At 66.1% G+C, this 24952-nt stretch carries 26 protein-coding genes; 14 read left to right on the top strand and 12 right to left on the bottom strand.

Annotated elements, in window-relative coordinates; all coding sequences use genetic code 11:
• Positions 1-12 precede the first annotated feature (12 nt).
• From QN239_RS12330 to QN239_RS12315, 4 genes are read left to right on the top strand one after another with little or no spacing between them, the layout of a single operon-like run.
• Complete coding sequence (locus tag QN239_RS12330; RefSeq protein WP_499010615.1) at positions 13-1176, top strand: phytanoyl-CoA dioxygenase family protein; 1164 nt, start codon at positions 13-15, stop codon at positions 1174-1176.
• Positions 1173-2180 carry a Gfo/Idh/MocA family protein gene (locus QN239_RS12325; protein WP_499010613.1) on the top strand — a complete coding sequence of 336 codons (1008 nt, stop codon included), beginning with the start codon at positions 1173-1175 and terminating at the stop codon, positions 2178-2180. Before QN239_RS12330 ends, QN239_RS12325 begins: the two co-directional genes overlap by 4 nt.
• Positions 2177-3031 carry a sugar phosphate isomerase/epimerase family protein gene (locus QN239_RS12320; RefSeq protein WP_499010612.1) on the top strand — a complete coding sequence of 285 codons (855 nt, stop codon included), beginning with the start codon at positions 2177-2179 and terminating at the stop codon, positions 3029-3031. The genes QN239_RS12325 and QN239_RS12320 overlap by 4 nt, the downstream gene beginning before the upstream one ends.
• 13 nt (positions 3032-3044) lie before the next feature.
• Complete coding sequence (locus QN239_RS12315) at positions 3045-4034, top strand: Gfo/Idh/MocA family protein (protein ID WP_499010611.1); 990 nt, start codon at positions 3045-3047, stop codon at positions 4032-4034.
• Here the strand turns inward: QN239_RS12315 and QN239_RS12310 are convergent.
• Complete coding sequence (locus tag QN239_RS12310) at positions 4031-5113, bottom strand: aldo/keto reductase (RefSeq protein ID WP_499010609.1); 1083 nt, start codon at positions 5111-5113, stop codon at positions 4031-4033. The genes QN239_RS12315 and QN239_RS12310 overlap by 4 nt on opposite strands.
• A 141-nt stretch (positions 5114-5254) precedes the next feature.
• On the opposite strand from QN239_RS12310, the gene QN239_RS12305 reads away from it, so the two are divergent.
• Positions 5255-6163: an AraC family transcriptional regulator gene (locus QN239_RS12305; RefSeq protein ID WP_499010607.1), complete on the top strand. Its 909-nt coding sequence runs from the start codon at positions 5255-5257 to the stop codon at positions 6161-6163.
• 66 nt (positions 6164-6229) lie between these two features.
• Here the strand turns inward: QN239_RS12305 and QN239_RS12300 are convergent, their stop codons facing one another.
• The 4 genes from QN239_RS12300 to QN239_RS12285 form a co-directional block, all read right to left on the bottom strand.
• Positions 6230-7048 (bottom strand): ATP-binding cassette domain-containing protein, encoded by an 819-nt coding sequence (locus QN239_RS12300; protein WP_499010605.1) that lies wholly within the window; start codon positions 7046-7048, stop codon positions 6230-6232.
• A gap of 4 nt (positions 7049-7052) precedes the next feature.
• Complete coding sequence (locus QN239_RS12295) at positions 7053-8111, bottom strand: ABC transporter permease (RefSeq protein ID WP_499016718.1); 1059 nt, start codon at positions 8109-8111, stop codon at positions 7053-7055.
• Between the two features lie 34 nt (positions 8112-8145).
• Entirely contained in the window at positions 8146-9132 is a 987-nt protein-coding gene (locus QN239_RS12290; protein WP_499010603.1) for a sugar ABC transporter substrate-binding protein, read from the bottom strand.
• A gap of 222 nt (positions 9133-9354) precedes the next feature.
• Positions 9355-10095: a GntR family transcriptional regulator gene (locus QN239_RS12285; RefSeq protein ID WP_090353334.1), complete on the bottom strand. Its 741-nt coding sequence runs from the start codon at positions 10093-10095 to the stop codon at positions 9355-9357.
• A 198-nt stretch (positions 10096-10293) separates the two neighbouring features.
• On the opposite strand from QN239_RS12285, the gene iolC reads away from it, so the two are divergent.
• From iolC to iolD, 4 genes are read left to right on the top strand one after another with little or no spacing between them, the layout of a single operon-like run.
• Complete coding sequence (iolC, locus tag QN239_RS12280; protein ID WP_499010602.1) at positions 10294-11271, top strand: 5-dehydro-2-deoxygluconokinase; 978 nt, start codon at positions 10294-10296, stop codon at positions 11269-11271.
• Positions 11264-12154, top strand: coding sequence for a Cgl0159 family (beta/alpha)8-fold protein (locus tag QN239_RS12275; protein ID WP_499010601.1), 891 nt, complete (start codon positions 11264-11266; stop codon positions 12152-12154). Before iolC ends, QN239_RS12275 begins: the two co-directional genes overlap by 8 nt.
• Positions 12154-13032 (top strand): 5-deoxy-glucuronate isomerase, encoded by an 879-nt coding sequence (gene iolB / locus QN239_RS12270; protein WP_499010600.1) that lies wholly within the window; start codon positions 12154-12156, stop codon positions 13030-13032. Before QN239_RS12275 ends, iolB begins: the two co-directional genes overlap by 1 nt.
• A gap of 3 nt (positions 13033-13035) precedes the next feature.
• The gene (gene iolD / locus QN239_RS12265; RefSeq protein ID WP_499010599.1) at positions 13036-14985 is read left to right on the top strand and encodes a 3D-(3,5/4)-trihydroxycyclohexane-1,2-dione acylhydrolase (decyclizing); all 1950 of its coding nucleotides are present in this window, start codon (positions 13036-13038) and stop codon (positions 14983-14985) included.
• A gap of 28 nt (positions 14986-15013) precedes the next feature.
• Here iolD and QN239_RS12260 read toward each other — a convergent pair whose 3' ends face one another.
• The 6 genes from QN239_RS12260 to QN239_RS12235 all read right to left on the bottom strand — a co-directional run bounded on the left by QN239_RS12260 (position 15014) and on the right by QN239_RS12235 (position 19521).
• Positions 15014-15796 (bottom strand): sulfite exporter TauE/SafE family protein, encoded by a 783-nt coding sequence (locus tag QN239_RS12260; RefSeq protein WP_499010598.1) that lies wholly within the window; start codon positions 15794-15796, stop codon positions 15014-15016.
• Between the two features lie 41 nt (positions 15797-15837).
• Positions 15838-16200 (bottom strand): thioredoxin, encoded by a 363-nt coding sequence (gene trxA / locus QN239_RS12255; protein WP_499010597.1) that lies wholly within the window; start codon positions 16198-16200, stop codon positions 15838-15840.
• Positions 16201-16234: 34 nt separating this feature from the next.
• Complete coding sequence (locus QN239_RS12250; RefSeq protein ID WP_499010596.1) at positions 16235-17437, bottom strand: NAD(P)/FAD-dependent oxidoreductase; 1203 nt, start codon at positions 17435-17437, stop codon at positions 16235-16237.
• 24 nt (positions 17438-17461) lie between these two features.
• Positions 17462-18841 carry an MBL fold metallo-hydrolase gene (locus QN239_RS12245; RefSeq protein ID WP_499010595.1) on the bottom strand — a complete coding sequence of 460 codons (1380 nt, stop codon included), beginning with the start codon at positions 18839-18841 and terminating at the stop codon, positions 17462-17464.
• Positions 18842-19027: 186 nt separating this feature from the next.
• Positions 19028-19213, bottom strand: coding sequence for a DUF8730 family Cys-rich protein (locus tag QN239_RS12240; RefSeq protein ID WP_235683351.1), 186 nt, complete (start codon positions 19211-19213; stop codon positions 19028-19030).
• Between the two features lie 29 nt (positions 19214-19242).
• Entirely contained in the window at positions 19243-19521 is a 279-nt protein-coding gene (locus QN239_RS12235) for a metal-sensitive transcriptional regulator (protein ID WP_235683352.1), read from the bottom strand.
• A gap of 191 nt (positions 19522-19712) precedes the next feature.
• On the opposite strand from QN239_RS12235, the gene QN239_RS12230 reads away from it, so the two are divergent.
• The 3 genes from QN239_RS12230 (at position 19713) to QN239_RS12220 (ending at position 23417) form a co-directional block, all read left to right on the top strand.
• Positions 19713-20117: an MmpS family transport accessory protein gene (locus QN239_RS12230; protein WP_499010593.1), complete on the top strand. Its 405-nt coding sequence runs from the start codon at positions 19713-19715 to the stop codon at positions 20115-20117.
• Positions 20114-23023, top strand: a complete 2910-nt coding sequence (locus QN239_RS12225; protein WP_499010592.1) for an MMPL/RND family transporter — start codon at positions 20114-20116, stop codon at positions 23021-23023. Before QN239_RS12230 ends, QN239_RS12225 begins: the two co-directional genes overlap by 4 nt.
• 61 nt (positions 23024-23084) lie before the next feature.
• Entirely contained in the window at positions 23085-23417 is a 333-nt protein-coding gene (locus tag QN239_RS12220; protein ID WP_499010591.1) for a rhodanese-like domain-containing protein, read from the top strand.
• Positions 23418-23451: 34 nt separating this feature from the next.
• On the opposite strand, the gene QN239_RS12215 is transcribed toward QN239_RS12220, so the two are convergent.
• Positions 23452-24072: a DsbA family oxidoreductase gene (locus tag QN239_RS12215; RefSeq protein ID WP_499010590.1), complete on the bottom strand. Its 621-nt coding sequence runs from the start codon at positions 24070-24072 to the stop codon at positions 23452-23454.
• A 154-nt stretch (positions 24073-24226) separates the two neighbouring features.
• Between QN239_RS12215 and QN239_RS12210 the strand changes: the two genes are divergently transcribed.
• Positions 24227-24598, top strand: coding sequence for a YidH family protein (locus tag QN239_RS12210; protein ID WP_499010589.1), 372 nt, complete (start codon positions 24227-24229; stop codon positions 24596-24598).
• Positions 24595-24933: a DUF202 domain-containing protein gene (locus QN239_RS12205; protein ID WP_499010588.1), complete on the top strand. Its 339-nt coding sequence runs from the start codon at positions 24595-24597 to the stop codon at positions 24931-24933. The genes QN239_RS12210 and QN239_RS12205 overlap by 4 nt, the downstream gene beginning before the upstream one ends.
• Positions 24934-24952 lie beyond the last annotated feature (19 nt).

The following is a 24952-nucleotide window of genomic DNA, read 5'->3' as shown; positions in this document are numbered from 1 at the left end:
AGACTGGCGGTCATGGCTGCACCGCTGACCCGCTCCGAGTCGGAGTGGATCGCCGAATCCGACTGCTCGCTGCGGGATTTTCAGGCCCAGGTGGCACGCGCAACCGATCTGGCCGACTACCCGCACGCCGTCGACGTCCGAAGCAACGTGCTCATCTACGCGGCGGACGCCGGCGCCGCCGCCGACCGCCGCGCACTGCAGTCCGAGCTGATCCGCGCCCTGACCCACGGCCCCGGCGTCGTCGTCTTCGAGGGCGCCTTCGACCATGGCGTGCTGGATCGGGCGAGCGCCGCATTCGACGACATCATCGCCGCGCAACACGCCGCAGGTGCCGCGGTCGGTGACCACTTCGGCAAGGCCGGCGCCAACGACCGAATCTGGAACGCCGCTCAGAAGCTGGCACTGCACGCTCCCGACGTGTTCGCGCAGTACTACAGCGCCGACACCCTCGCCCTGGTGTCACAAGCCTGGCTGGGACCGCGCTATCAAGTGACGTCCCAGGTCAACGTGGTCAATCCCGGTGGCGCAGCACAGGTTCCGCATCGCGACTATCACCTCGGCTTCGTCGACGCCGATCAGCTGGCCGACTATCCGGCCCATCTGCACCGACTGTCGCCCGCCCTGACCCTGCAAGGCGCCGTCGCACACTGCGATATGCCGCTGGAAAGCGGGCCGACCATGCTGCTGCCCTACTCTCAGGGGTTCGAGGCCGGTTATATCGCCTTCTACCGCCCGGACTTCATCGACTTCTTCGCCGCCCATCAGGTGCAGCTGCCGCTGCGCAAGGGGGACGCGGTGTTCTTCAACCCAGCGCTCTATCACGGTGCGGGCCGCAATGTCTCGGCCGATATCCGCCGGATGGCCAACCTGCTGCAGATCTCGTCCCCGTTCGGGCGGGCGATGGAAGCACTGGATCGGACCGCGATGGTGAAGGCCGTCTACCCGGCATTGCTGGCGATGAAGCAAGCCGGCCATACCGACCGCGAGTTGGCCAATGCCGTGAACGCCACCGCGGAGGGCTACGCCTTCCCCACCAATCTCGACAGTGATCAGCCGATCGGCAGCCTCGCCCCGCCCAGCCAGGTCGACATCGTGCTGGCCGCGTTGGCCGACGAACTGAACCCCGAAGACCTCGACACCATCCTCGATCAGCAGCAAGAACGGAGAATTCCATGACCACCCTCGGAGTGATCGGATTGGGCCGCATCGGTGCGTTCCACACCGAAACCCTGTCCGCCCTAGAAGGTTTGGACGGTCTGGTGATCACCGATGAGCGGCCCGACGTGGCCGCCGCGGTTGCCGCCAAGCACGGCGCCAAGGCCGTCGACACCGTGGCAGAACTGCTGTCCTCCGGTGTGGACGGCGTGGTGGTGGCCGCCGCCACCCCGGCACATGCCGAGCTGACCCTGGCCGCCGTCGAACGTGGCATTCCCACCTTCTGCGAGAAGCCGATCGCCTCCACCGCAGCGGAGAGCGCGCGGGTCGCCGAGGTCATCGCCGCGTCCGGTGTGCCGGTCCAGGTGGGTTACCAGCGCCGCTTCGATGCCGCCTTCGCCGCCGCCAAGCGGGCCGTCGACGACGGATCGCTCGGCCACATCCACACGGTGCGCAGCACCACGATGGATCCGGCTCCCCCGCCGCTGGACTACATCAAGGGTTCGGGCGGTATCTTCCGCGACTGCGCCGTGCACGATTTCGACGTCATCCGGTGGATCACCGGCCAGAACCCGGTCGAGGTCTACGCCACCGGATCGGTCCAGGGTGACCCGTTGTTCGCCGAGTACGGCGATGTGGACACCGCCGCGGTGATCGTACGGTTCGACGGCGGCGCGCTCGGCGTGGTCTCCAACGCCCGCTACAACGCTCGCGGGTACGACTGCCGCCTGGAGGTGCACGGGTTCGACGACAGCGTGGCCGCCGGCTGGGATCAAGGTGCGCCGCTGCGAAATGTGGATCCGGCCAACACCTTCCCGACAGGTCCCGCCCACAACTTCTTCATGGACCGGTTCACCGAGGCTTTCCGGACCGAGCTGGCGGGCTTCGTGGAGGTCGCCAAGGGCGGACCGGTCGCCGGCGCCACCGTGGCCGACGCCGTGGAGGTGGCCTGGCTGGCGGAGGCCGCCACCGAGTCCCTGCGCCGGGGTGTCCCGGTGCGCATCGAGGAGGTCCGGAACGCATGAGGATCGCAGGTGCACCCATTTCCTGGGGCGTGTGCGAGGTCCCCGGGTGGGGCTTCCAGCTCGAAGCCGACCGTGTCCTGACCGAGATGCGCGGTGTCGGGCTGACCGCCACCGAACTCGGACCGGAGGGATTTCTGCCCGCCGATACCGACGAGCTGAAAACAGTTCTGGCGCAGCATGCGCTGGCCTGCGTCGGCGGGTTCGTCCCCGCCGTACTGCATAACGCCGACCACGATCCGGCCGATGACCTTGCCGGCCCCCTGGAGTCACTGGTGGCCGCCGGCGCCGGGGTCGTGGTGCTGGCCGCCGCCACCGGATCCGACGGCTACGACTCTCGCCCGGTGCTCGACGAGAACCAGTGGGCGACACTGCTGTCCAACCTGGATCGGCTGGCCGGCATCGTCGCCGCACGGGGCCTGCTCGCGGTGCTGCATCCGCATGTGGGAACGATGGTCGAGACCCGCGACGATGTGGACCGCGTGCTGGCCGGTTCGGCGATCCCGCTGTGCCTGGATACCGGGCATCTGCTCATCGGTGGCACCGATCCGCTGGAACTGGCCAAGGCGGTGCCGAATCGCATCGCGCACACCCACCTCAAGGATGTCGATGCGGCACTGGCCGCCAAGGTGCAGTCCGGCGAGCTGAGCTACACCGATGCCGTCAAGGCCGGGATGTACACGCCGTTGGGGACGGGTGACGTCGATATTGCAGGCATCGTCTCAGTGTTGCAGGACAACGGTTTCGACGGCTGGTTCGTGATGGAGCAGGACACCATCCTCGACGGCGCTCCGGCCGGTGACGGCCCGGTCGCCGACGTGCGAGCCAGTGTCGCGTACCTGAACAGCCTGTGAGCCGGTAGCGCGGATGGCCCTGCGCATCGGAGTGCTCGGCGCGTCCCGGATCGCCGAGGTGGCGATCGTCGGCCCCGCGGCCGAACTCGGTCACCGTCTGGTGGCCGTGGCGGCCCGGGACCGCGGCCGCGCCGAGAACTTCGCGGACAAGTACGGGGTGGAGCGGGTGGTCGAGTCCTATCAGGACGTCATCGACGACCCCGAGGTCGACGTGATCTACAACCCGTTGGCCAACGCCCTGCATGCCCCATGGAACCTGGCGGCGATCGCCGCGGGCAAGCCGGTGCTCAGCGAGAAGCCCTTCGCCCGCGATCGAACTGAGGCGCAGCGCGTCGCCGAGGCCGCACAGGCCGCCGGCGTCACCGTGCTGGAGGGCTTCCATTACGCCTTCCACCCGGTGACCCGACGTGCCTTCGGGTTGGCCGCCGACGGCACCCTGGGCGCGATCACCACCGTCGAGGTGCGGATGGCGATGCCCGCACCCGGTGCGGACGACCCGCGCTGGTCGCTGGACCTGGCCGGCGGCGCCGTGATGGACCTGGGGTGCTACGGCCTGCACATCATGCGCACGCTGGGCAGGCTCGCCGTCCTCGGTCTGCAGGGCCACCCCGTGGTGGTGCGGGCCCACGCGGAGGAACGCTCCCCCGGCGTGGACGCCCGATGTGACATCGACCTCGCGTTCCCGGGCGGGGCCGGCGGGCTGTCCGCCAATTCCATGGTGGCCGAGAACTATTCGTTCACCCTCCGGATCGCCGGCACCGACGGTGAGGTGCTGGTGCACGATTTCATCCATCCCGCCGAAGACGACCGGCTGACACTCACCACCGCGGCCGGCACCACCGTCGAACATCTGGGCACCCGGCCCAGCTACAGCTACCAACTGGAGGCGTTCGCCGCGCATGTCGAGCACGGCGCACCACTGCCGTTCGGCACGGACGATGCGGTGGCCAATATGGCACTGATCGATGCCGCGTACCACGCCGCGGGCCTGCCCACCCGCTAGTACCGGACGGCGCTGGCCAGCAGTGGCGGATAGACCGCCGAGGCCTGCCCATCGACCGTGGTACCGGCGAACTGCAGAGTGGCCCGCATCTGCCCGTTGAGGTCGGCCGGGTAGTTCAGCGCGGGGGCCGACACCTGGTCCAGTCGGTGCAGGTGATCGGCGGTCAACGCGATATCGAGCCCGGCGAGGTTGGATTCCAGGTGCGCCAGGCGGCGCGCCCCGATGATCGGCACCACGGTCCCGGCGCGTGCCCGCAGCCACGCCAATGACACTGCCGCGGAACTTGTTTCGAGCTCACCCGCGATATCGTCGACCGTCTCGATGACGGTGAATTCGTCCTCGCTCGGTCCGCCCACGTAGGCGGCGCGCGCGGAGTCCGAGACGTCGCTGCCCCGGCGGTACTTACCCGACAGGAAGCCGTTCTTGAGCGGGCTCCACGGCACCAGCGCCATCCCCTGATCGGCGGCCAACGGGGCCAACTCCCCTTCCACCGTGCGCGCCAGCAGTGAGTACTCGACCTGCAGGGCGATCAGCGGCGTCCAGCCCCGCAGCAAGGCCATGGTCTGCGCCTGAGCGGTGACCCACGCGGGTGTGTTCGAGAACCCGATGTAACGCACGGTGCCGGCGCGGACCAGATCATCGAGGGTGCGCATGGTCTCCTCGATCGGGGTGTGGCGGTCCCAGTTGTGCAGCCAGTACACATCGAGATAGTCGGTCTGCATGCGGCGCAGCGTCTCGTGCAGCTGCGCGAGGATCGCCGAGCGGCCCGCGCCACCGCCGTTGGGGTCACCCGGATGCAGGTTGGCGAAGAATTTCGAGGCGAGCACCACTCGCTGCCTGCGACCGGGACTGCGTGCGAAGAAGTCTCCGAGGATCTTCTCCGAGTGGCCGTTGGTGTAGAAGTTCGCGGTATCGACAAAGTTGCCGCCCCGGTCCAGATACGCCGCCAGAATCTGTTCGGACTCGGCAACGCTGGTTCCCGCGGCACCGGGATCCTCGCCGAACGTCATCGCGCCGAGGGCGAACGGGCTGACCCGCAGGCCGGCGCGGCCGAGGGTGACATAGCTGTCGAGTGACATGGAATTGCTCCTCAAGGAAGGGAATTGGTCCTCTCCATTCCACCCGCCACCGCGTCGTACGGGTAGACAGATGCACGCGAGTTCTTGCACAATCCTGCTCAGTTGGCTCCGATCATGTGATTGACATGGTTGGCTTGAGGCATGCGCACCGCATCCGAGTCCCTCGCCGAGATACGGCGGCTGATCGACACGCACGCCCGCGCCGACCTGCGTACCCCGATCGACGGCTTGTTGTTGTCGAAAGTGGCCGGTGGCGGCAGTCCGGACTATTCGCTCACCGATCCTCTGCTGGTCGTGATGGCGCAGGGCGGCAAGCGATTGCTGATCGGTGACGAGGTGTTCGAATACCGGGCCGGACAGTGCCTGGTCGTCGCGGCGAGCCTGCCGGTGACCGGTCACTACCTCGACACCACCCCCGAACATCCCTCGCTGGCAATGGGGCTGGTGCTGCGCCCGGAGGCGTTGTCGGCGTTGCTGTTGCGGGCCCCCGCGCAGCCCCGGACGCGCGCGGCGGCCGGTACGGCCGCGATCACCACCGGTGACGCGAGTCCCGAACTACTCGACGCCGTCGCCAGATTGCTGCACCTACTGGCCAGTCCCGCCGATGCCGCCGTCCTCGGTCCGCTCGTCGAACAGGAGATCCTGTGGCGGCTGCTCACCGGTCCGCAGGCCGATATCGCCCGCCAGATCGGCCTCGCCGACAGCACACTGGCACACGTCAACAGAGCGATCACCTGGATGCGGGACAACTACTCCGTCCCGGTCCGGATGGAGGATCTGGCACAGATGTCGGGGATGAGCGTCTCGGCGTTCCACCGCCAGTTCCGGACCGTCACGGCGATGAGCCCGCTGCAGTTCCAGAAGCGGATCCGGCTGCAGCAGGCCAGATCCCTGCTCGTCGCGCGGTCCGGTGACATCGCGGGCGTGGGACACCGGGTGGGCTACGACAGCCCGTCACAGTTCAACCGCGAATACCGCCGGCTGTTCGGAGCCCCGCCCGGTCAGGATGCGGCACGGCTGCGCGAGAGGGGTGAGCCGAGCTTCCCGTGAACGCGCGAAGCAGGCAGGACCCCGCCGACCTCACCGGCCGACGGGGTCCTGGGTTCGTGGGTGAGGCTAGCGGCGGCCCAGCTCGTGGCTGAGCGCCTCGAGCTCGTTGCCGCCGGCCATCTCCTGCGTGAGGTGTTCCAGCGTGATCTCGTCATAGGTGCAGTCGAGCTTCTGCCGACCGCGGTTGAGGAGTACGAAGTGATCACCGACCATGTGCGCGTGGTGCGGGTTGTGGGTGATGAAGATGACCCCGAAACCCTGTTCCTTGGCCGCGGTGATGTAGCGCAGCACCATGCCGGACTGTTTGACACCCAGTGCGGCAGTGGGCTCGTCGAGGATCAGCACCCGGGCGCCGAAGAAGATGGCGCGGGCGATGGCCACGCACTGGCGCTGGCCACCCGAGAGCGAACCGATCGGCGCGTCCACGTCCGGCAGGTCGATGCCCATCTTGTGCAGTTCGGAGATCGTGGTGGCCCGCATCGCGGGAATGTCCAGCGACTTGAGCAGGCCCTTCCTGCGCAGCTCGTTGCCGAGGAAGAAGTTGCGCCACACCGGCATCAGCGCCACGACCGCGAGGTCCTGGTACACCGTCGCAATGCCCGCGTTCAGCGAGTCCTTCGGTGAGTTGAACACCGTCGAGGTGCCGTCGATGAGCAACTCGCCTTCGGTGGGCTTGTGCAGCCCGGCGATGATCTTGATCAAGGTGGACTTGCCGGCACCGTTGTCGCCCAGCACACCGGTCACCTCGCCGGCACCCACCCGCAGGTTGATGTCCTTGAGCGCGATGATGTTTCCGTAGCTCTTGCCGACGTTCTTCAGTTCCACCAGTGGCGCGCCGCCGGCCGCGGGAGTCTCGGCGAAGGGGGCTTGCGCGGTTGTGCTCATCGATCTACCTCTTCGCTGCGTAGTTGCGGACGACGTTGTTGGCGATCACCGCGAACAGCAACATGGCGCCCAGGAAGAACTTGAACCAGTCCGGATTCCAGCCCGCGTAGACAATGCCCTGGTTGGTCATGCCGAAGATGAACGCACCGATCAGCGTGCCGACCGCGGTGCCGTAACCACCGGTGAGCAGGCAGCCACCGACCACCGCGGCGATGATGTAGAAGAACTCGTTGCCGATGCCCTGCCCGGACTGCACGGTGTTGAACGCGAACAGCAGGTGCATGCCGACGAACCAGGCGCACAAGCTGACGACCATGAACAGACCGATCTTGACCTTGGTCACCGGCACACCGACCGCGCGGGCGCTGTCCTGGTTGCCGCCGACGGCGAAGATCCAGTTGCCGATCCGGGTGCGGAACAGCACGTAGGTGGCGATGACCACGAACAGGATCCACCAGAACACGGTGATGCGCACCGACACCCCGAAGATGTCGAACGACGACGCGAAGACGGCCTTGCCGGAATCGAAGCCCTGCATATCCGACACGCTGTGAGTCGCGACCTGGCCGGAGAGCAGTTTCGTCACGGCCAGATTGACGCCGGTGAGCATGAAGAACGAACTCAGGGTGATCAGGAAGGACGGGATCTTGGTTTTCATCACCATGTAGCCGTTGAAGAAGCCGACCGCCAGCGCGATCGCCAGCGACAGCGCCGCACCCACCCACAGGTTCAGGTGCAGGTTGTAGGACAGCATCGACGCCGCCAGGGACGAGGTGGTGACGGCCACGCCCGAGGAGAGGTCGAACTCACCGCCGATCATCAGCACGCCGACGCCGACGGCCATGATCCCGATGGTCGAGCTGGCGTACAGGACCGTGGCCAGGGCTTCCGGGGTGCGGAAAGGCGGGGCCACGATGAGGAACAGGATGAAGATGCCGACCGCACCGACGAACGCCCCCATCTCGGGACGGATCAGCAAGCGCTGCAACCGGTTCTGCTCTTTGACACGCTCGTCGCGAACGACGGTGTGGGTGTCGAGATTGAGATCGGCCTGGGTGGTCATCATCAGCGTTGTCCCTTCTTCGCGCGAGCGCTCATCAGCGCGTACCGGCTTTCGCATACTCGGCAACAGCGTCGATATTCGACTTGTCGATGAACGACGGGCCCGTCAGCGTCGGCTGGCCACCACCGAGCACGTTGCCGTTGTTGATGTAGAGCCACAGCGAGTCGACGGCGAGATAACCCTGCAAGAAGGGCTGCTGGTCGACCGCCCACTGGACGTCGCCGGCCTTGATCGCGTCCACGAGTGCGGCATTGGTGTCGAAGGTGCCGACCTTCGCCTTGCTCGCGGCATTCTTCACCGACTGCACGGCGGTCATCGCGAACGGCGCACCGAGCGTGACGACGTAGTCGACGCCGGGGTCCTGCTGAAGCTTGGCGGTGATGGTCGATTCGACGGAGGGCATGTCCTTGCCGTTGACGTTCAGCACCTCGGTGGCGGGGAAGGCGTTCTTCACACCGGCACAACGCGATTCGAGCCCCACATGGCCCTGCTCCTGGATGACGCAGATGGCCTTCTTGGCACCGTCGGCCGCCAGGCGCTTGCCCGCGCCCTGCCCGGCGATGTACTCGTCCTGGCCGAAGAACTCCTTGACCCCCATCGACTGCCAGGCATCGGCACCGGCGTTGAACGCCACCACCGGGATGCCCTTGGCGGTCGCGGCCTCGATGGCAGCCTTCATGGCGTCGGGTTTGGCCAGCGTCACCGCGATGCCCTTGACCCCGCTGTCGACGGCGGTCTGCACCAGGTTTGCCTGGTTCGGGGCCTCCGGGTCATTGGAGTACCGCAGCTCGATGTTGTCCTTCTTGGCGGCGGTCTCGGCGCCCTTGCGCACCAGATCCCAGAACGAGTCGCCGGGAACTTCGTGAGTGATCATGGCAATGGTCGCGCGTGCGGTATCGGCCGTTCCTGCCCCCATGCCACCGCCGCTGCTGTCAGGTTTCCCACCGGTGCTCGAACACGCGCTGGCACCCAGGACGAGTACCCCCGCCCCGGCCACTGCCATCAGCCGACTGAACCTCATTGTTTCTCCTTGCTATCGACATCACCGCGGCGCTCGCACGCCCTGGACCACAGTGGCGACCGACACGGCCTCGTAGTTGATGTAATACCGCTCACACCCGAAAGTCAATACTTTGTTCTGACATTAGGACTGCATATCAAAGGTCGGACAATCAGCAGCAAACCCGCGGCGGCGACGGACTGCCTGCGCGCGGGTTTGCGAAATCTGTTGGGAAATAACGTGCTAACGATCGACCAGGGTGGTGTCGAAGTAATACCGGGACGCCCGGTAGGCATGGCTGCCGTATTCGACAATACGACCGGAATCGTCGAAGGCGGTGCGCTCCATGACCAACAGCGGAGCTTTGGGCCTCTCGTCGAGCAGGCGCGCCTCATCCCGGTCGGCGGCCTTCGCGCCGATGCGCTGTCTGGCCAGCCGGATGTGCACACCGCGTGAGCGCAGGGCCTGGTAGAGCCCGAACCGTTCCAGCTCCTCCCGATCCGGGGCAATCGGCGAGGGCAGGTGATTGGTCATCAGCGCCAGCGGTTGCCCACCCGAGGTCCGCAGCCGGCGCATCATCACCACCTCCGCACCCGGCTCAAGGTTGAGGTGAGCGGCGATGTCCGAGGACGCCGGACCGGTCACGTAGTCAAGCACTTTGGTGGCCGGCTCCTGGCCTGCCCGGGCGAGATCGTCGAACAGACTGGTGAGTTCCACCGGACGATGCACGGGAGTCTGCACCACCTGGGTTCCGACGCCGCGCTTGCGCACCAACAGACCCTTGTCGACGAGTTCCTGGATGGCGCGCCGCGTCGTGGGCCGGGACAGGCTGAGGCGACTGGCCAGCGCCAGCTCGTTCTCGAAGCGGTCCCCCGGCTTGAGCTCGCCGTCGATGATGGCCTTCTCGAAAACCTGCGCCACCTGGAAATACAGGGGTATCGGACTCGAACGATCGAGTTCGACCGTCAACGTCGGGGTTGTCACTCGCGCTCCGATCTCGTCGGTTCCACACCGGTGCGGCAGGAAGCTGGTTTGCTGAATCTTACCTGCAAATGACCTCAAGTAAGAATGTCCGGACAAAGTCTTGACATGACGTAGTCCCGCAGCGCACAGTCGATACCAGCACCGGGGCGCACTCGCGCCACCGGAAGTACGTACGCACATCGCATTCGGGAGTCAGCCGTGACCGCTACCGTCAACCAGGCCTTCGACGCCATCGCCATCGGGCGCAGCGGCGTCGACATCTACCCACTGCAGGTCGGACTGGGACTCGAGGATGTCACCTCGTTCGGCAAGTTCCTGGGCGGCAGCGCCGCCAATGTCGCCGTCGCCGCGGCCCGGCTGGGTAACCGCACCGCGCTGATCTCGGGCGTCGGCGACGATCCGTTCGGCCGCTACGTCCGCAGCGAACTCGACCGTCTCGGCGTCGACAACCGCTTCGTGGCCACCCACGGCGAATACCCCACCCCCGTCACGTTCTGTGAGATCTTCCCGCCCGACGACTTCCCGCTGTACTTCTACCGCAAGCCCTCGGCACCGGATCTGCAGGTCAACCCCACCGAACTCGACCTGGACGCCATCCGCTCGGCCCGGCTGTACTGGTCGACCGTCACCGGACTGTCCGAAGAGCCCAGCCGCAGTGCCCATTTCGCGGCCTGGGAAGCGCGTGCACGTAAGCCGCTGACGGTGCTGGACCTGGACTACCGGCCGATGTTCTGGGCCGGCCCCGCCGCCGCCACCGAGCAGGTTCAGCGCGCTCTGCAGCACGTCACCGTCGCGGTCGGCAACCGGGAGGAGTGCGAGATCGCCGTCGGCGAGACCAACCCGCACAAGGCCGCCGACGCGTTGCTGGACCTCGGGGTGGAACTGGCCATCGTGAAGCAGGGGCCGCGTGGGGTACTGGGCAAGACCCGGCACAGTTCGGTCACCGTCCCGCCCAACGACGTTGACGTGGTGAACGGTCTCGGTGCCGGAGATGCCTTCGGCGGCAGCCTGATTCATGGCCTGCTGCACGGCTGGCAGCTGGAGAAGACACTGCGCTACGCCAACGCCGCCGGTGCCATCGTCGCCTCGCGACTGGAATGCTCGACCGCGATGCCCACCGCCGCCGAGGTGTCCGACCTCGCCGAGAAGACCGCCGTGGAGGCCGTCAATGTCTAACCTTGGCACCGGACTATGCCGCGACTACGCGGCGGTCACCGACCTGCGCGCGGCCGACCCGGGCGCCGTCGCCACAGCGTGGCAGCAGCGCACCACCCGCCCCACCGTCCGCGGCGACGGCCGGCTGATGATCGTCGCCGCCGACCACCCGGCCCGTGGCGCACTGTCCGTCGGAACGCGCCCGACCGCGATGAACAACCGCATCGACCTGCTGGACCGGTTGCGCACCGCGCTCGCCGACCCCGGGGTGGACGGCGTGCTGGCCACCTCCGACATCCTCGACGATCTGTTGTTGCTGGGCGCCCTGGAGGACAAGGTGGTGTTCTCCTCGTTCAACCGCGGCGGGCTGGCCGGATCGTCGTTCGAGCTCGATGACCGGATGACCGGCGCCACTGCCGCCTCCACCGCGGCGGCAAAGATGAACGGCGGAAAGATGCTGTGCCGCATCGATCTCGACGATCCCGGCACCGTCGCCACGCTGGCGTCGTGTGCCCAGGCCGTCGATGAGCTGGCCGCCCACGGCTTGATCGCCATGCTGGAGCCGTTCATGTCGTCGCGGGTCGACGGCAAGGTCCGCAACGATCTGTCCCCGGACGCCGTGATCAAGTCCGTCCACATCAGCCAGGGCCTGGGCTCCACCTCGGCCTACACCTGGATGAAGTTGCCCGTCGTCGACGAGATGGACCGGGTCATGGAATCGACGACCATGCCGACGCTGCTGCTCGGCGGCGACCCCACCGACCCCGACGAAGCGTTCGCCTCCTGGGAGAAGGCACTCACGCTTCCTGCGGTGCGCGGCCTGATCGTCGGACGCACCCTGCTCTATCCCGCCGATGAGGATGTCGCGGCGGCGGTCGGCACGGCCGTGAAGTTGGTGCGCTGATGAATTCCGAGTTGTACATTCCGGCCAACAGCGCGCCCGCACCCTTCACCGTCGCGATCACCCCGGAGGATGCCGGCTGGGCCGAGTCGTCCTTGCACGTCGTCGACCTCGGTGACGGTGGCTCGGTGGCGCTGAATACCGGCGACACCGAGGTGATGATCCTGCCGCTGTCCGGCGGCGGGTCCGTCGAATCGAGAGGCGAGACATTCGAGTTGGCACCGCGCGGATCGGTGTTCGACGGGCCGGCCGATATGGTGTACGTCGGTATCGACCAGGGCTACACGATCACCGGTACCGGCCGGATCGCCATCTGCGGAGCGCGCGCCACGCGGTCGTTCCCGAACCGGCGCGTCGCCGCAGCCGACGTGTCGGTCGAACTGCGCGGGGCGGGCAACTGCAGCCGCCAGGTGCACAATTTCGGCACCGCCACCGCTTTCGAGGCCGACTCCCTGATCGCGTGCGAGGTCATCACGCCCGGCGGCAACTGGTCGAGCTACCCCGCCCACAAGCATGACGAGAACTCCGCGGTGGAGACCCAACTGGAAGAGATCTACTACTTCGAGATCGACGACAGCCCGGCAGGCACACCGGGATTCGGCTACCACCGGGTGTACGGCACCCCGCAGCGTCCCATCGAGGTCCTCGAAGAAGTACGCAGTGGTGACGTCGTCCTGGTACCGCACGGCTACCACGGACCGTCCATTGCGGCGCCCGGCCACCACATGTACTACCTGAACGTGATGGCCGGCTCCGGTCCCGACCGGGCCTGGCTCATCTGTGACGACCCGAACCACACCTGGCTGCGCGGCACTTGGGACGATCAGGCCATAGATCCGCGCCTCCCGTTCCACACCTCTACCGCCTCTCGAGGAGCCTGACCGATGGTTTCCACCGCACCCAAGTCCGCCGCCAAGTACGCCGATACCGAAGGCACGGTACGACTCACGGTGGCGCAGGCCACGGTTCGCTTTCTGGCCAACCAGTACGTCGAACGCGACGGCGAGCGGACGAAGTTCTTCGCGGGCTGTTTCGGTATCTTCGGCCACGGCAATGTCGCCGGCCTGGGCCAGGCCCTCTTGCAGGACGAGCTCGAATCGCGGGAGGCCGGCCTGCAGCCGGGCCTGAAGTACGTCCTGGGGCGCAACGAGCAGGCCATGGTGCACAGCGCCGTCGCGTATGCGCGGCAGAAGGACCGGCTGCAGGCGTGGGCGGTGACCGCCAGCGTCGGGCCCGGTTCGACGAACATGCTGACCGGAGCCGCCCTGGCCACCATCAACCGGCTTCCGGTGCTGCTGCTGCCCGCCGACACCTTCGCCACCAGGGTCAGCTCCCCCGTGCTCCAGGAGTTGGAACTGCCGGGCTCCGGCGATGTCACCGTCAACGACGCCTTCAAACCGCTGTCCCGGTACTTCGACCGGGTGTGGCGGCCCGAGCAACTGCCGGCGGCGCTGCTCGGCGCCATGCGGGTACTGACCGACCCGGTCGAGACGGGCGCCGCGACCGTGGCCATCCCGCAGGACGTGCAGGCCGAGGCGCACGACTGGCCGGAATCGTTGTTCGCCGAACGCACCTGGCATGTGGCCCGGCCGCTACCGGAGCGTTCGGTGCTGGCCCGGGCGGCCGAGATCATCCGCTCCGCCACCAAGCCGCTGATCATCGCCGGGGGCGGTGTGCACTACTCCGGCGCCGAAGACACCTTGGCCGCGCTGGCCGCCGGCACCGGTATCCCGGTCGGCGAGAGCCAGGCCGGTAAGGGATCGCTGCTGCACGACCATCCGCAGTCGGTGGGCGCCATCGGCTCGACCGGCACCACCGCCGCCAACGCGCTGGCTGCGGAGGCCGATGTGGTGATCGGCATCGGTACCCGCTACAGCGATTTCACCTCGGCCTCGCGCACCGCGTTCAACAACCCGGATGTGCGGTTCGTCAATATCAACGTGGCTTCCCTGGACTCGGTCAAGCAGGGTGGCCTGAGCGTGGTCGCCGATGCGCGGGAGGCCATCGAAGCGTTGGTCCAGGCACTGGAGGGCCACTCCGTCAGCAACGAGTACCGAACCCGCACTGCCGAACTGGTGGCCGAGTGGAATGACACCGTATCCGCGGCATACGCATGCGAAGACGGCGTCGCGTTGAACCAGAACCAGGTGATCGGCCTGGTGAACACGCTGTCCGATCCACACGACGTGGTGGTGTGCGCCGCCGGCTCGATGCCGGGTGACCTGCACAAGCTGTGGCGGATGCGGGACCGCAAGGGCTACCACGTCGAATACGGGTTCTCCTGTATGGGTTATGAGATCGCCGGCGGTATCGGTGTGCGGATGGCCGACGCGGACCGCGACGTGTTCGTCATGGTCGGCGACGGGTCCTACCTGATGATGGCGACCGAGATCGTCACCGCCGTGCAGGAGGGTGTCAAGGTGATCCCGGTTCTGGTCCAGAACCACGGATTCGCCTCCATCGGTGGGCTTTCCGAGTCGGTGGGGTCGCAGCGCTTCGGCACCGCCTACCGGTACCGCAGCGAGGATGGCCGCCTCGACGGCACTGTCCTGCCCGTGGACCTGGCCGCCAATGCGGCCAGCCTGGGCGCCGACGTCATCAAGGCCGGTACTGCGACGGAGTTCGCCGATGCGGTCAAGGTGGCCAAAGCGGCCGACCGGATCACGGTGATCTATGTGGAGACCGATCCGCGGATCTACGCGCCGGACAGCTACTCGTGGTGGGACGTCCCGGTCAGCCAGGAATCAAGTTTGGCATCGACCCAAGAGGCCTACCAGCGCTACGCCGAGTGGAAGCGGGTTCAGCGCCCGCTGATCAAGCCCTCCGACCGCTGACGTCAACGCATCCGGGTGCTGTGAACGGTCACCAGCCAACGATGATCGTGTCGATGAGAACGTAGGCAGCGACCGCGAATACCAGATAGGCGAACCAGTGCTGGAGGCGCCGGGTGTCCAGCCTGGTGCCGAGATGACCAGCGATCAAGCTACCCACGATCGCAGTACTGACGAACGCCGCGGTGATGGTCCAGTCGATGCTGGTGCCCGTGATGTGCGAGAGGATCCCTGCCAGCGAGTTCGCCACGATGATCACCAGCGATGTGCCGATGGCGATGGGCATCTCGACACCCAGCATCAACACCAGTGCCGGGATGATCAGAAAGCCACCACCAACACCGAACAGGCCGGTGAGAAGGCCGACGAGAAGCCCCGCCGGGATGGATCTCGGTGCACACCGGCGCCAGTTGATCCCCGAATCGCCGACTGAGCAGGCGGTGCCGGTTTTGCTGTTCTCCTGCAGCATTCGGATGCCCGCCAGCACCATCACAACGGCAAAGCCGATGAGAAGCACCGACTGCGGCAGATGTCTGCCGATGGCACTGCCGACGAAAGTCGCCGGGATGCCTGCCATCGCGAAGATCGCGGCCAACCGCCATTGGATGTGTCCGGCACGGATCTTGGGGAGCGCGCCCACTGCCGATGCCGTGCCGACCACCAACAGCGACATCGGAATGGCCTGTTCGATCCCCAGGCCCAGAACGTAGACCAAGGCCGGGACGGCCAGGATGGATCCGCCTCCCCCGAGCAAGCCCAACAGCACACCGATTACGGCGCCGAGGGCGAGGGCGAGGGCGAGGGCAATGTTCATCGGGTCTCACTCCGCTGCGACTGGGCCCGCAGACATCTCGGTCACGGTCTGGCCGCCGCGGCCTTGGCGCGGACATCGGCCATGTCCAGCGCCTTGACTCTGGTGATGAGATCCTCCAGGGCGGCAGCCGGCATCGCGCCGGGCTGACGGTAGACCAGTATCCCGTCGCGAAACGCCATGATCGTCGGGATCGCCTGGATTTCCAGCGCCGCCGCAAGCTGCTGCTGCGCTTCCGTGTCCACCTTGGCGTGCAGCACATCGGGATGCGACTGCGCCGAGCGATCGAAGACCGGGGCGAATGCGCGACACGGACCGCACCATGACGCCCAGAAGTCGACGAGCACGATCGAGTTCGACGCGATCGTCGCCTGGAAGTCGGCGGCGGTCAGGTTCTTGATGGTCATATCCATGTCCTTTCGTTGTGTCGCAATCGAATTGTTAAGCCAGGCCCTTGAGCATGAGATTCCAGTACATGAACGGAAGTCCGTACTTCTTCAGGTACCAATACGCCCGGTGCGGTGTCGTCGGGTTGAGCAGCGGGAACGTCGGTTCCAGCTTCAGGTCATAGTCGAACTCGGCGAGCAGCATCGCGTGCGAGGACGTGATGATCGGGCACGACGAGTAGCCGTCATACGACGCACGCAATGGCTGGTCCTTCAAGAACGCGTCGATGTTCTCGACCACCACGGGAGCCTGCTTGCGAATGGCGGCGCCGGTCTTGGAGTTCGGCGACGAACCGGCGTCACCCAGGCTGAACACGTTGGGGTACCGCACGTGCTGCATGGTGTGCTTGTCGATGTCGACGTAACCCATGGCGTCGCCGGTGGACAGCGGACTCGTTTTGATCCAGTCCGGTGCGGACTGCCTCGGCACGGCATGCAACACGTCGTAGGGCAGCATGGTGTCGGTGCCGCCGGGGGCGACGCTGGTGATGGCGACCTTGTGTGACGCCGCGTCGACGGATGTCACTTCGGAGTTGGTGTGCAAGGTGATCCCGTAGTCCGCGATCACCTTGTCGAGGCTGTCTGCGATGGCCGGGATCCCGAACGGTCGCGCGCCCGGCATGACCAGGTGGACATCGATGTCCTTGAGTACACCTTGGGACCGCCAGTAGTCCGACGCCAGGTAGGCGATCTTCTGCGGAGCTCCGGCGCACTTGATGGCGCCGGACGGAACGGTGAACACCGCAGTGCCCGACCGCAGGTTGCGGATGAAATCCCAGGTCCTCGGCGCCAGGTCGAACCGGTAGTTCGACGAGACCCCGTCCCGACCCAAAGTGCCCTCTAGACCTTCCGTGCGGTTCCAGTCGAGCTGGATGCCAGGACAGACCACGAGCACGTCGTATTCATAGCTCGTGCCGTCGGTACAGGTGACGGTGTTGTTGTCGGGATCAAATGCGCTGGCGGCGTTCTTGATCCACGTCGCCCCCTTGGGCATCACCGAGGATTCCTCGCGTTCGGTCGTCGCGGCCTTCGCCTGCCCACCACCGACCAGTGTCCACAACGGCTGGTAGTAGTGCTTGCTCGACGGCTCGATGACCGCGACGTCGGTGTAGCCCTTGCGGAGCATCCGAGCCGCCACGGTGATGCCGGCGGTTCCGCCGCCGACGATCAGGATCTGGTGCTTGGCGTTGTTGTTCATGATGATTCTTCTCCTGGTGCGTCGTCAGACGTTCTGGTGGGCTTCGTCCCAGGCGCCGTAACCGCCCAGGATGTCGCTGACGTCGGCGAAGCCGTTCTGCCGCAACAGGCTCGCGGCGACCGAGGACCGGTAGCCACCGGCGCAGTACACGACCGTCGGTTTGGCGCCATCGAGCTCACCGAGCCGGGCGGGCAGCTGACCGACCGGGATCGGGATCGCGTGCGGGATGGCACCTGCTTCGACCTCGCCCGGGTTGCGGACGTCGACGATCTGCAGGTCCGCCATCCGTGCGGCGCGCTCGTCGAACGCCTGCGCCGTCAACCGCGACGCCATCTGGACGTCGTCCCGGTGGTCGAGCATCGCCTGATAGGGGTCCGCCAGGTAGCCGATCACCCGGTCGAACCCGATACGGGCCAGCCGGTTCTTACCTTCGAGTTCCTGTCCGGGCTCGGTGAACAGCACGATATCGACGTCGGACTTCAGCACGGAGCCGGCGAACTCGGCGTAGCGGCCTTCCAGGCCGATGTTGATCGCGTCACGCAGGTGGCCCAGGGCGAACTCTTCGGGATTGCGCCCGTCGACCAGGACGGCACCACCGTCGATCGCGGCGCGGACCTGGTCATAGGTCATCGCCGCCGGCATCTTGGTCTCGTCCAGCAATCCGCGGTCCTTGCGGTTGAGGATCGCGTCGTAGACGAAGTAGCCGGGAGCGGGCGGCTGCCCCTCGGTGACAAGTTTCATGAAGGTGGCCTTGTCGGCGGCCCGCAGCGCGTAGTTGGTCGCCTTCTGGTCGCCGATCGTCGACCACAGATCGGTCGAGAGGTTCTTTCCGCACGCCGAGCCCGCGCCGTGAGCGGGATAGACCCGCGTCGCGTCGGGCAGCGTCATCAGCTTGTCGTGCAGCGAGTCATAGAGCTTGTCGGCCAACTCCTCGCGCGTGAAGCCGATGGAGGCCAACAGGTCTGGGCGGCCGACGTCGCCGATGAACAGGGTGTCGCCGGTCATCACCCCGTACGGAATCTCGTCGGCGGCGTGCTCATAGACCACCACGCTCATCGATTCCGGGGTGTGGCCGGGGGTGTGGCGGAACTCGAGCGTCACCTCGCCGAGGGAGTACCGCTGGCCGTCGTCGACACCCATGGACTCGAATTCGGTCTGCGCGACCGAGGAGTAGACGATCTTCGCGCCGGTGGCCTTCGCCAGTTCCAGGTGGCCGGACAGGAAGTCGGCGTGGAAGTGTGTCTCGATGACCAGTTCGATGGTCAGGCCCTGTTCCTCCGCGTCGGCCACATACTCGGCCACATCGCGCTGGGGGTCCACAACGACTGCGCGGCTGGTGGTTTCGTCGCCGATCAGGTATGACGCGTGGGAGAGGCAGTCCAGGTAGTACTGCTGCAGGATCATCGCCGTCTTCTTTCTCTTTGTTCGGGGGAAGCCATTCGGGCTAGGCCTCCATGAGCTGGAACATACCCCTGGGGGTATTTATTCCGTTCCCGAGAAATACCAGAGGGGGTATTGCTCATGTACGAACAATACCCCCTCCGGTATATGGCAACTAGAGGCTTTGGTCACCTCAACCGCGGAAGCGCCTCACTTGGCCTGCCGAGCCTTGCGCCCGCCGAACCAGCTTCGGCGGGTCGGCGCGGCAGCCTCGCCGGACGCATGACCAGCGCACCATTGCGCCGCGGGCACGCCGCTGCGCACCGAATCGACATGCATCCCACACCCGGCCCAGGTGGTTTTCCCGCATACGCGGCATTTGACTGCGCGACACATCGCAAACGCCTTTCTTCGACGGCCCAAACTCAGGCCAGGCTCAAGAAGAGCTTCTCCAGCTCCTCGATGGTGAGTGCATCCGCTTCCGCGCCAGGCTCATTGGCGGAATCGATGCAATTGCGCAGACCGGACGCGATGATCGTGAAGCCGGCCCGGTCCAACGCGCGTGACGCGGCCGCAAGTTGAGTGACGACATCCTTGCAGCTTCGCCCCTGCTCAATCATGGAGATAACCCCGCCGAGCTGCCCCTGTACACGGCGCAGGCGGTTGAGTACGGCGGTCATATCCGCCTCGTTCTTTGTGCTCATATCGCCACCATACCATACCCCCTATGGTATTTCTCCAGGTTCTGCGGTAGGCTCCCGGGCATCACCTATACCCCATAGGGTATTGCCCGGATGGGGTCTCCTCCTCGCGGGCACCACACCTCAACACATCTGAGATAGGGATACGAGGAATGAAGCTGCCGTCGTTATTCGGCTTTTTACAACGGTTTTGGGTGGTCGCGCTGGTCGCGGTGACCCTCGTGGCAGCGGGAGCGGTCGTCGGTCGGTTGCGGACGTTCTTCGACTCGGACCTACCCTTCGTGGCCGGATCGGAGCGGGTGGACGCCATCGTGCCCTTCAACACCAAACGCGTCACCTATGAGGTCGTCGGGCCCGCCACTGCGACCGGCCAGGTGAGCTATCTCGACGCCACGGGCACGACCCGGGAGGCGACCTTCAGCACATTGCCGTGGTCGGTGAGCGTCAGCACCACCGATCCCGGGGTCCTGGCCAACGTGGTGGCCCAGGGCGACAGCGGGTCCCTCGGCTGCCGCATCCTGGTCAATGACAAGGTGGTCGCCGAGCAGCACGCGCGGGGCCGTGACGCCCAGGCATTCTGTCTGGACAAAGCCGCATGAGCGACAGTTCCACGCGTACGTTCCTTCCTCGGATGATCCGAGTGGGCGCCGTGCCCATCATCCTGGTCTGGGTCGCCATCACCGCGGCCTTGAATCTGCTTCTTCCCCAGGTCGAATCGGTGAGCAAACACAACGCGGTGTCCATGTCACCGCAGGACGCGCCCTCGGTCATCGCGGCCAAGAAGATGGGGGCGAAATTCCAGGAGTCCAGCTCTGACAGCATCGCGATGGTCGTGCTCTCCGGCGACCAACCGCTGGGCGATAATGCACACCAGTACTACGACTCGTTGATCGGCAAATTCGAACAGGACACCCGCCACGTCGAGCACGTCCAGAATTTCTGGGGTGATCTGATCACCGCGGCCGGGGTGCAGAGCAGCGACGGCAAGGCGGCCTACGTCCAGCTCAACCTCGCCGGCGATCAGGGCAGCACACTGGGCAACCAATCGGTGGAAGCGGTGCGCGACATCGTCGACCACACCCCTGCGCCACCCGGCCTGCACGTCTATGTCACCGGCCCGGCACCACTGACCACGGACTCGTTGGAGACCGGCGACAAGAGCATGGTCAAGATGACCGTGGTCACCATGGCAGTCATCACGGTGATGTTGCTGATGGTCTACCGATCGATCAGCACGGTCCTGCTCATCCTGGCCATCGTCGGCATCGAGATGGGTTCCGCGCGTGGCGCGGTCGCCCTGCTCGGCCACTTCCGCATCATCGACTTCTCCACGTTCTCGGTTCCGTTGTTGACGGCGTTGGCGATCGCCGCGGGAACCGATTACGCGATCTTCCTCATCGGTCGGTACCAGGAGGCGCGCCAGAACGACCAAGAGCCGGAATCCGCCTATTACAGCGCCTTTCACGGTGTCGCCCATGTCATCCTGGGCTCCGGGCTGACCATCGCGGGCGCCATGCTCTGCCTGCGGTTGACCCGCCTGGCCTATTTCAAGTCACTGGCGTATCCCTCGGCGATCGCCCTGGTCGTCGTGGTCGCGGCGTCACTCACCGTCGCCCCGGCGATTCTGGTGGTGGCCGGCCGGTTCGGCCTGTTCGACCCGAAACGCAAGATGAAGACCAAGGGCTGGCGGCGAATCGGGACGGCGACCGTCCGCTGGCCGAAACCGATCCTTGCCGTGGCGACCTCGATCGCCATTCTGGGCCTGCTCGCGACAATCGGCTACAAGACCAGCTACAACGATCGCTACTACATCCCCGCCGACGTCCCGGCCAATGTCGGGTACGCCGCGGCCGAAAAGCACTTCAGTGCAGCGCGACTCAACCCCGACATCATGATGATCGACTCCGATCACGATATGCGCAATCCCACCGACATGATCGTGCTCGACAGAATTGCCAAGGCGTTGTTCCGAGTCCGTGGCATCGCCATGGTGCAGAGCATCACCCGGCCGCTGGGCTCGCCGATCGCGCACAGCTCCATCCCCTACCAGGTCAGCATGCAGTCGGTACCGATCACCCAGAACCTGCAGTTCCTCAAGCAACGCGTGGATGACATCGACAAGATGTCCGGCGACCTGGGCGCGATGGTCACGTCCATGACACGGATGTACGACGTGGTGCGCCAGTTCTCCGACGCCACCCACCGCACGGTGGACAGCACACACCGCACCGTCGACGAGGCGGCCACGCTCAAGACGTCGGTGGACACGATGCGTGATCATCTGGCCGATTTCGATGATGCGGTGCGGCCGGTTCGCAATTACTTCTACTGGGAACCGAACTGTGCCAACATCCCGGCGTGCTTCGGGGTTCGGTCGGCCTTCGACGCCATCGACGGCGTCTCCACGCTGAGCGACAACATGGGCAAGCTGCTGACCGACATGCACGACGTGACCGGCGGCATGGACGAGATCGATGCTCTGACACCACAGATGGTCGCCCAGTTCCCCCCGATCATCGCGACGGCGAGCACCATGCAGCAGACCCTGCAGACCATCCACAGCAGCTTCGCCGGACTCATCGACCAGATGCAGCAGATGACCGACACTGCCACTGCCATGGGCCAAGCCTTCGACGCCTCCAAGAGCGACGACTACTTCTACCTGCCCCCGGAAGTCTTCGCCAACCCCGACTTCCAGAAGGGACTGAAGCTCTTCCTGTCCCCCGACGGCAAGGCGGCCCGGCTCATCATCACCCATGACGTCGATCCGGCCACCGAACAAGGCATCTCGACCGTCGACGACGAACTCGTCGCGGCACACGAAGCCGTCAAGGGCACCGCCCTGGCCACCGCGGACATCACGCTGACCGGCACCGCGGCGACCTACCGAGACATCCAGTCCGGCGCGAAGTACGACACCATGATCGCCGCGTTCGCGGCGCTGACGCTCATCTTCCTGGTCATGATCATCATCACCAGGGCCATCGTGGCGTCGCTGGTGATCGTCGGCACCATCGTGTTGTCGCTCGGCGCCGCATTCGGCTTGTCCGTGCTGATCTGGGAACGCGTGGTGGACATCGAACTGAACTGGATCGTGCTCGCCTTCGCCGTGATCATCCTGATGGCCGTTGGCAGCGACTACAACCTGCTGCTCGTCTCACGGTTCAAGGAGGAGATCGGCGCCGGCATCCAGACCGGCATCATCCGGTCCATGGGCAGCACCGGCAGCGTCGTGACTGCGGCCGGTCTGGTGTTCGCGTTCACGATGGGCTCGATGGTGTCCGGCGACCTGCTCAACGTGGGCCAGGGCGGCACCACCATAGGCATCGGCCTGTTGCTCGACACCCTGATCGTGCGGTCGCTCATGACACCGTCCATCGCGGCCCTGCTCGGCCCCTGGTTCTGGTGGCCGCTGCGGGTGCGCTCACGTCCCGCCCGCCCGCCGGCAAGCCACGTCGTGCCGACGACGGATGCTCCATCCAGCCAGGACACCTTGGCCACATGAGGAATTCAGAGACGTTCGACATGACAGCGCGGACAACCGCGACCAAGGAAAGGAAAGCACGATGGACGTACACGAGGTAGATCCGGTCGGAGCAAGGGCGCTCGTCGACGAAGCCGGTGCGGTACTGCTCGACGTTCGCGAGGATGACGAGTGGACGGCGGGACACGCTCCCGGTGCCGTGCACCTGCGGCTGGGCGACCTGGACGCGAGCTCCTTCGACGCGACCGCACCGGTCGTCGCGGTGTGCCGGTCCGGCGGCAGATCGGGCGTTGCGGCAACCAAACTCGCGGCCGCCGGGGTGCTCGTCTACAACCTGGTCGGCGGCATGCAGACCTGGCAAGCGACCGGGCAGCCCGTGATCCGCGAGGACGGCTCTGACGGCACCGTCATCTGAGAGGACCGCGTCCGAGCGGGTAAATCGTTCGGGCTCAGCCGAAGACGCTTTCGACGAATGCCTCCGAGTCCGTCTTCCAGGCGACGACGAAGTTGCCGACGTCATCGCGGCTGATGGCCAGGCTGGGGCAGAACCAGCTCCCGCCGTCCTCGGTGAGGAAATGGGGCGAGCCGATCACGCCGCGGGCGCGCCCCTCGGCCCAGTCGGCCTCCACGGCCGCGGCCGTGGCTTCCCCGTCGAGCGCCTTCAGGCCGAAACGGTCGGCAATCTGCGCGACGATCTCGGAGCGTCCGATGTCGAGGCCCTCCTCGAACAGCGCGTGGCGCACTGCCAGTCCGACCTCCTCCCCCAGTACGGGATCACCGGTGCGGTCGGCGGCGGCGGTCAGCGCATACGCGGTCATCGACGTCGTCGGGAAGTCCTCGACGGAGAAGCCCGTGAACAGGTCGGGGCGCACCGCCGCGCGCAGTGCCACGATCTCGGCGTCGACGTGGTGCGGGTCGAGCGGCTTGCCGTTGATCAGTTCCAGCGGCCAGGCCCGGATGCGCAGCCGTGGTTCGGTGCGGCCGCTGCGATTGCGTCGGTCGACCAACGTGCGCAGCCCGACATGGGTGAACGGACAAAGGACGTCGGCGAAGACCTCGATGGTGCGCATGTCGGTGAAGGTACCCGGCCGACCGCCGAGCCGCCGACGTCTTGGCCTCAGATGCACCCACCGCTACGCCACCCGCGGCTAGACTGACCGCCGACCCTGACCGTTCGACGTCACAGCAGGCCGGTGCGTCACCAAAGCGAAGGCGGAATGGCCGATGTGGAGGCGCAAGCCACCGTTGCGGACGGTCGGTTCGGACCCGGACTACCGGTTCACGCTGGCGAACGAGCGGACGTTCCTGGCGTGGGTGCGCACGGGGTTGGCGCTGCTTGCCGGCGCGGTGGCATTGGCCAGCCTGGTCCATGATTTCGGTCCGCGGGCCATGCGGATCTCGATCACGGCATTTCTGTTGATTCTCTCGCTGACCGTCACCGTCGGCGCCTACCTCAGATGGGATCGCACGGAGCGCACCTTGCGTGAAAAACGTTCACTGCCAACCGATCCGCTCCCCAGGATCATGGTCGCAGGGGTGGCCATCGTCATCGCCGGGGCAGCGGCACTGATCTTCGTCGCCGAAACCGGGCGATGACGGACCCCGACCTGCTCGACATCGGGGCGCAGGCCGAGCGCACCGCACTCGCCTGGCAGCGCACCGGCATCGGGGCGATCGCCGTGGGCGCCCTGATGATGCGTGAGCATCTGGTTCGGCACGTCCTCCCGCCATGGCCAGGATTGCTGCTCGTCGCGGTCGCCGCATTCGGCGTCGTGGTTCTCGTCCCGCAACGGTATCGACGGGTCCTGGGCAATGTCCGGGCCGGACACACACCGTTGTCTCACATGATGGTGCCGGGTGCGACGCTGGTGCTCGTACTGGTGACGATCGCGACCGGCGTCGAGTTGCTGCGTGGCGGATCCGGCGGATAGACGGCGTCGCGATGGGATG

Origin of the sequence: Mycolicibacterium sp. Y3 (genome assembly GCF_051188035.1) — a bacterium.
GTDB classification, from domain to species: domain Bacteria; phylum Actinomycetota; class Actinomycetes; order Mycobacteriales; family Mycobacteriaceae; genus Mycobacterium; species Mycobacterium fluoranthenivorans.
This window is presented reverse-complemented; position numbering and strand designations above follow the sequence as displayed.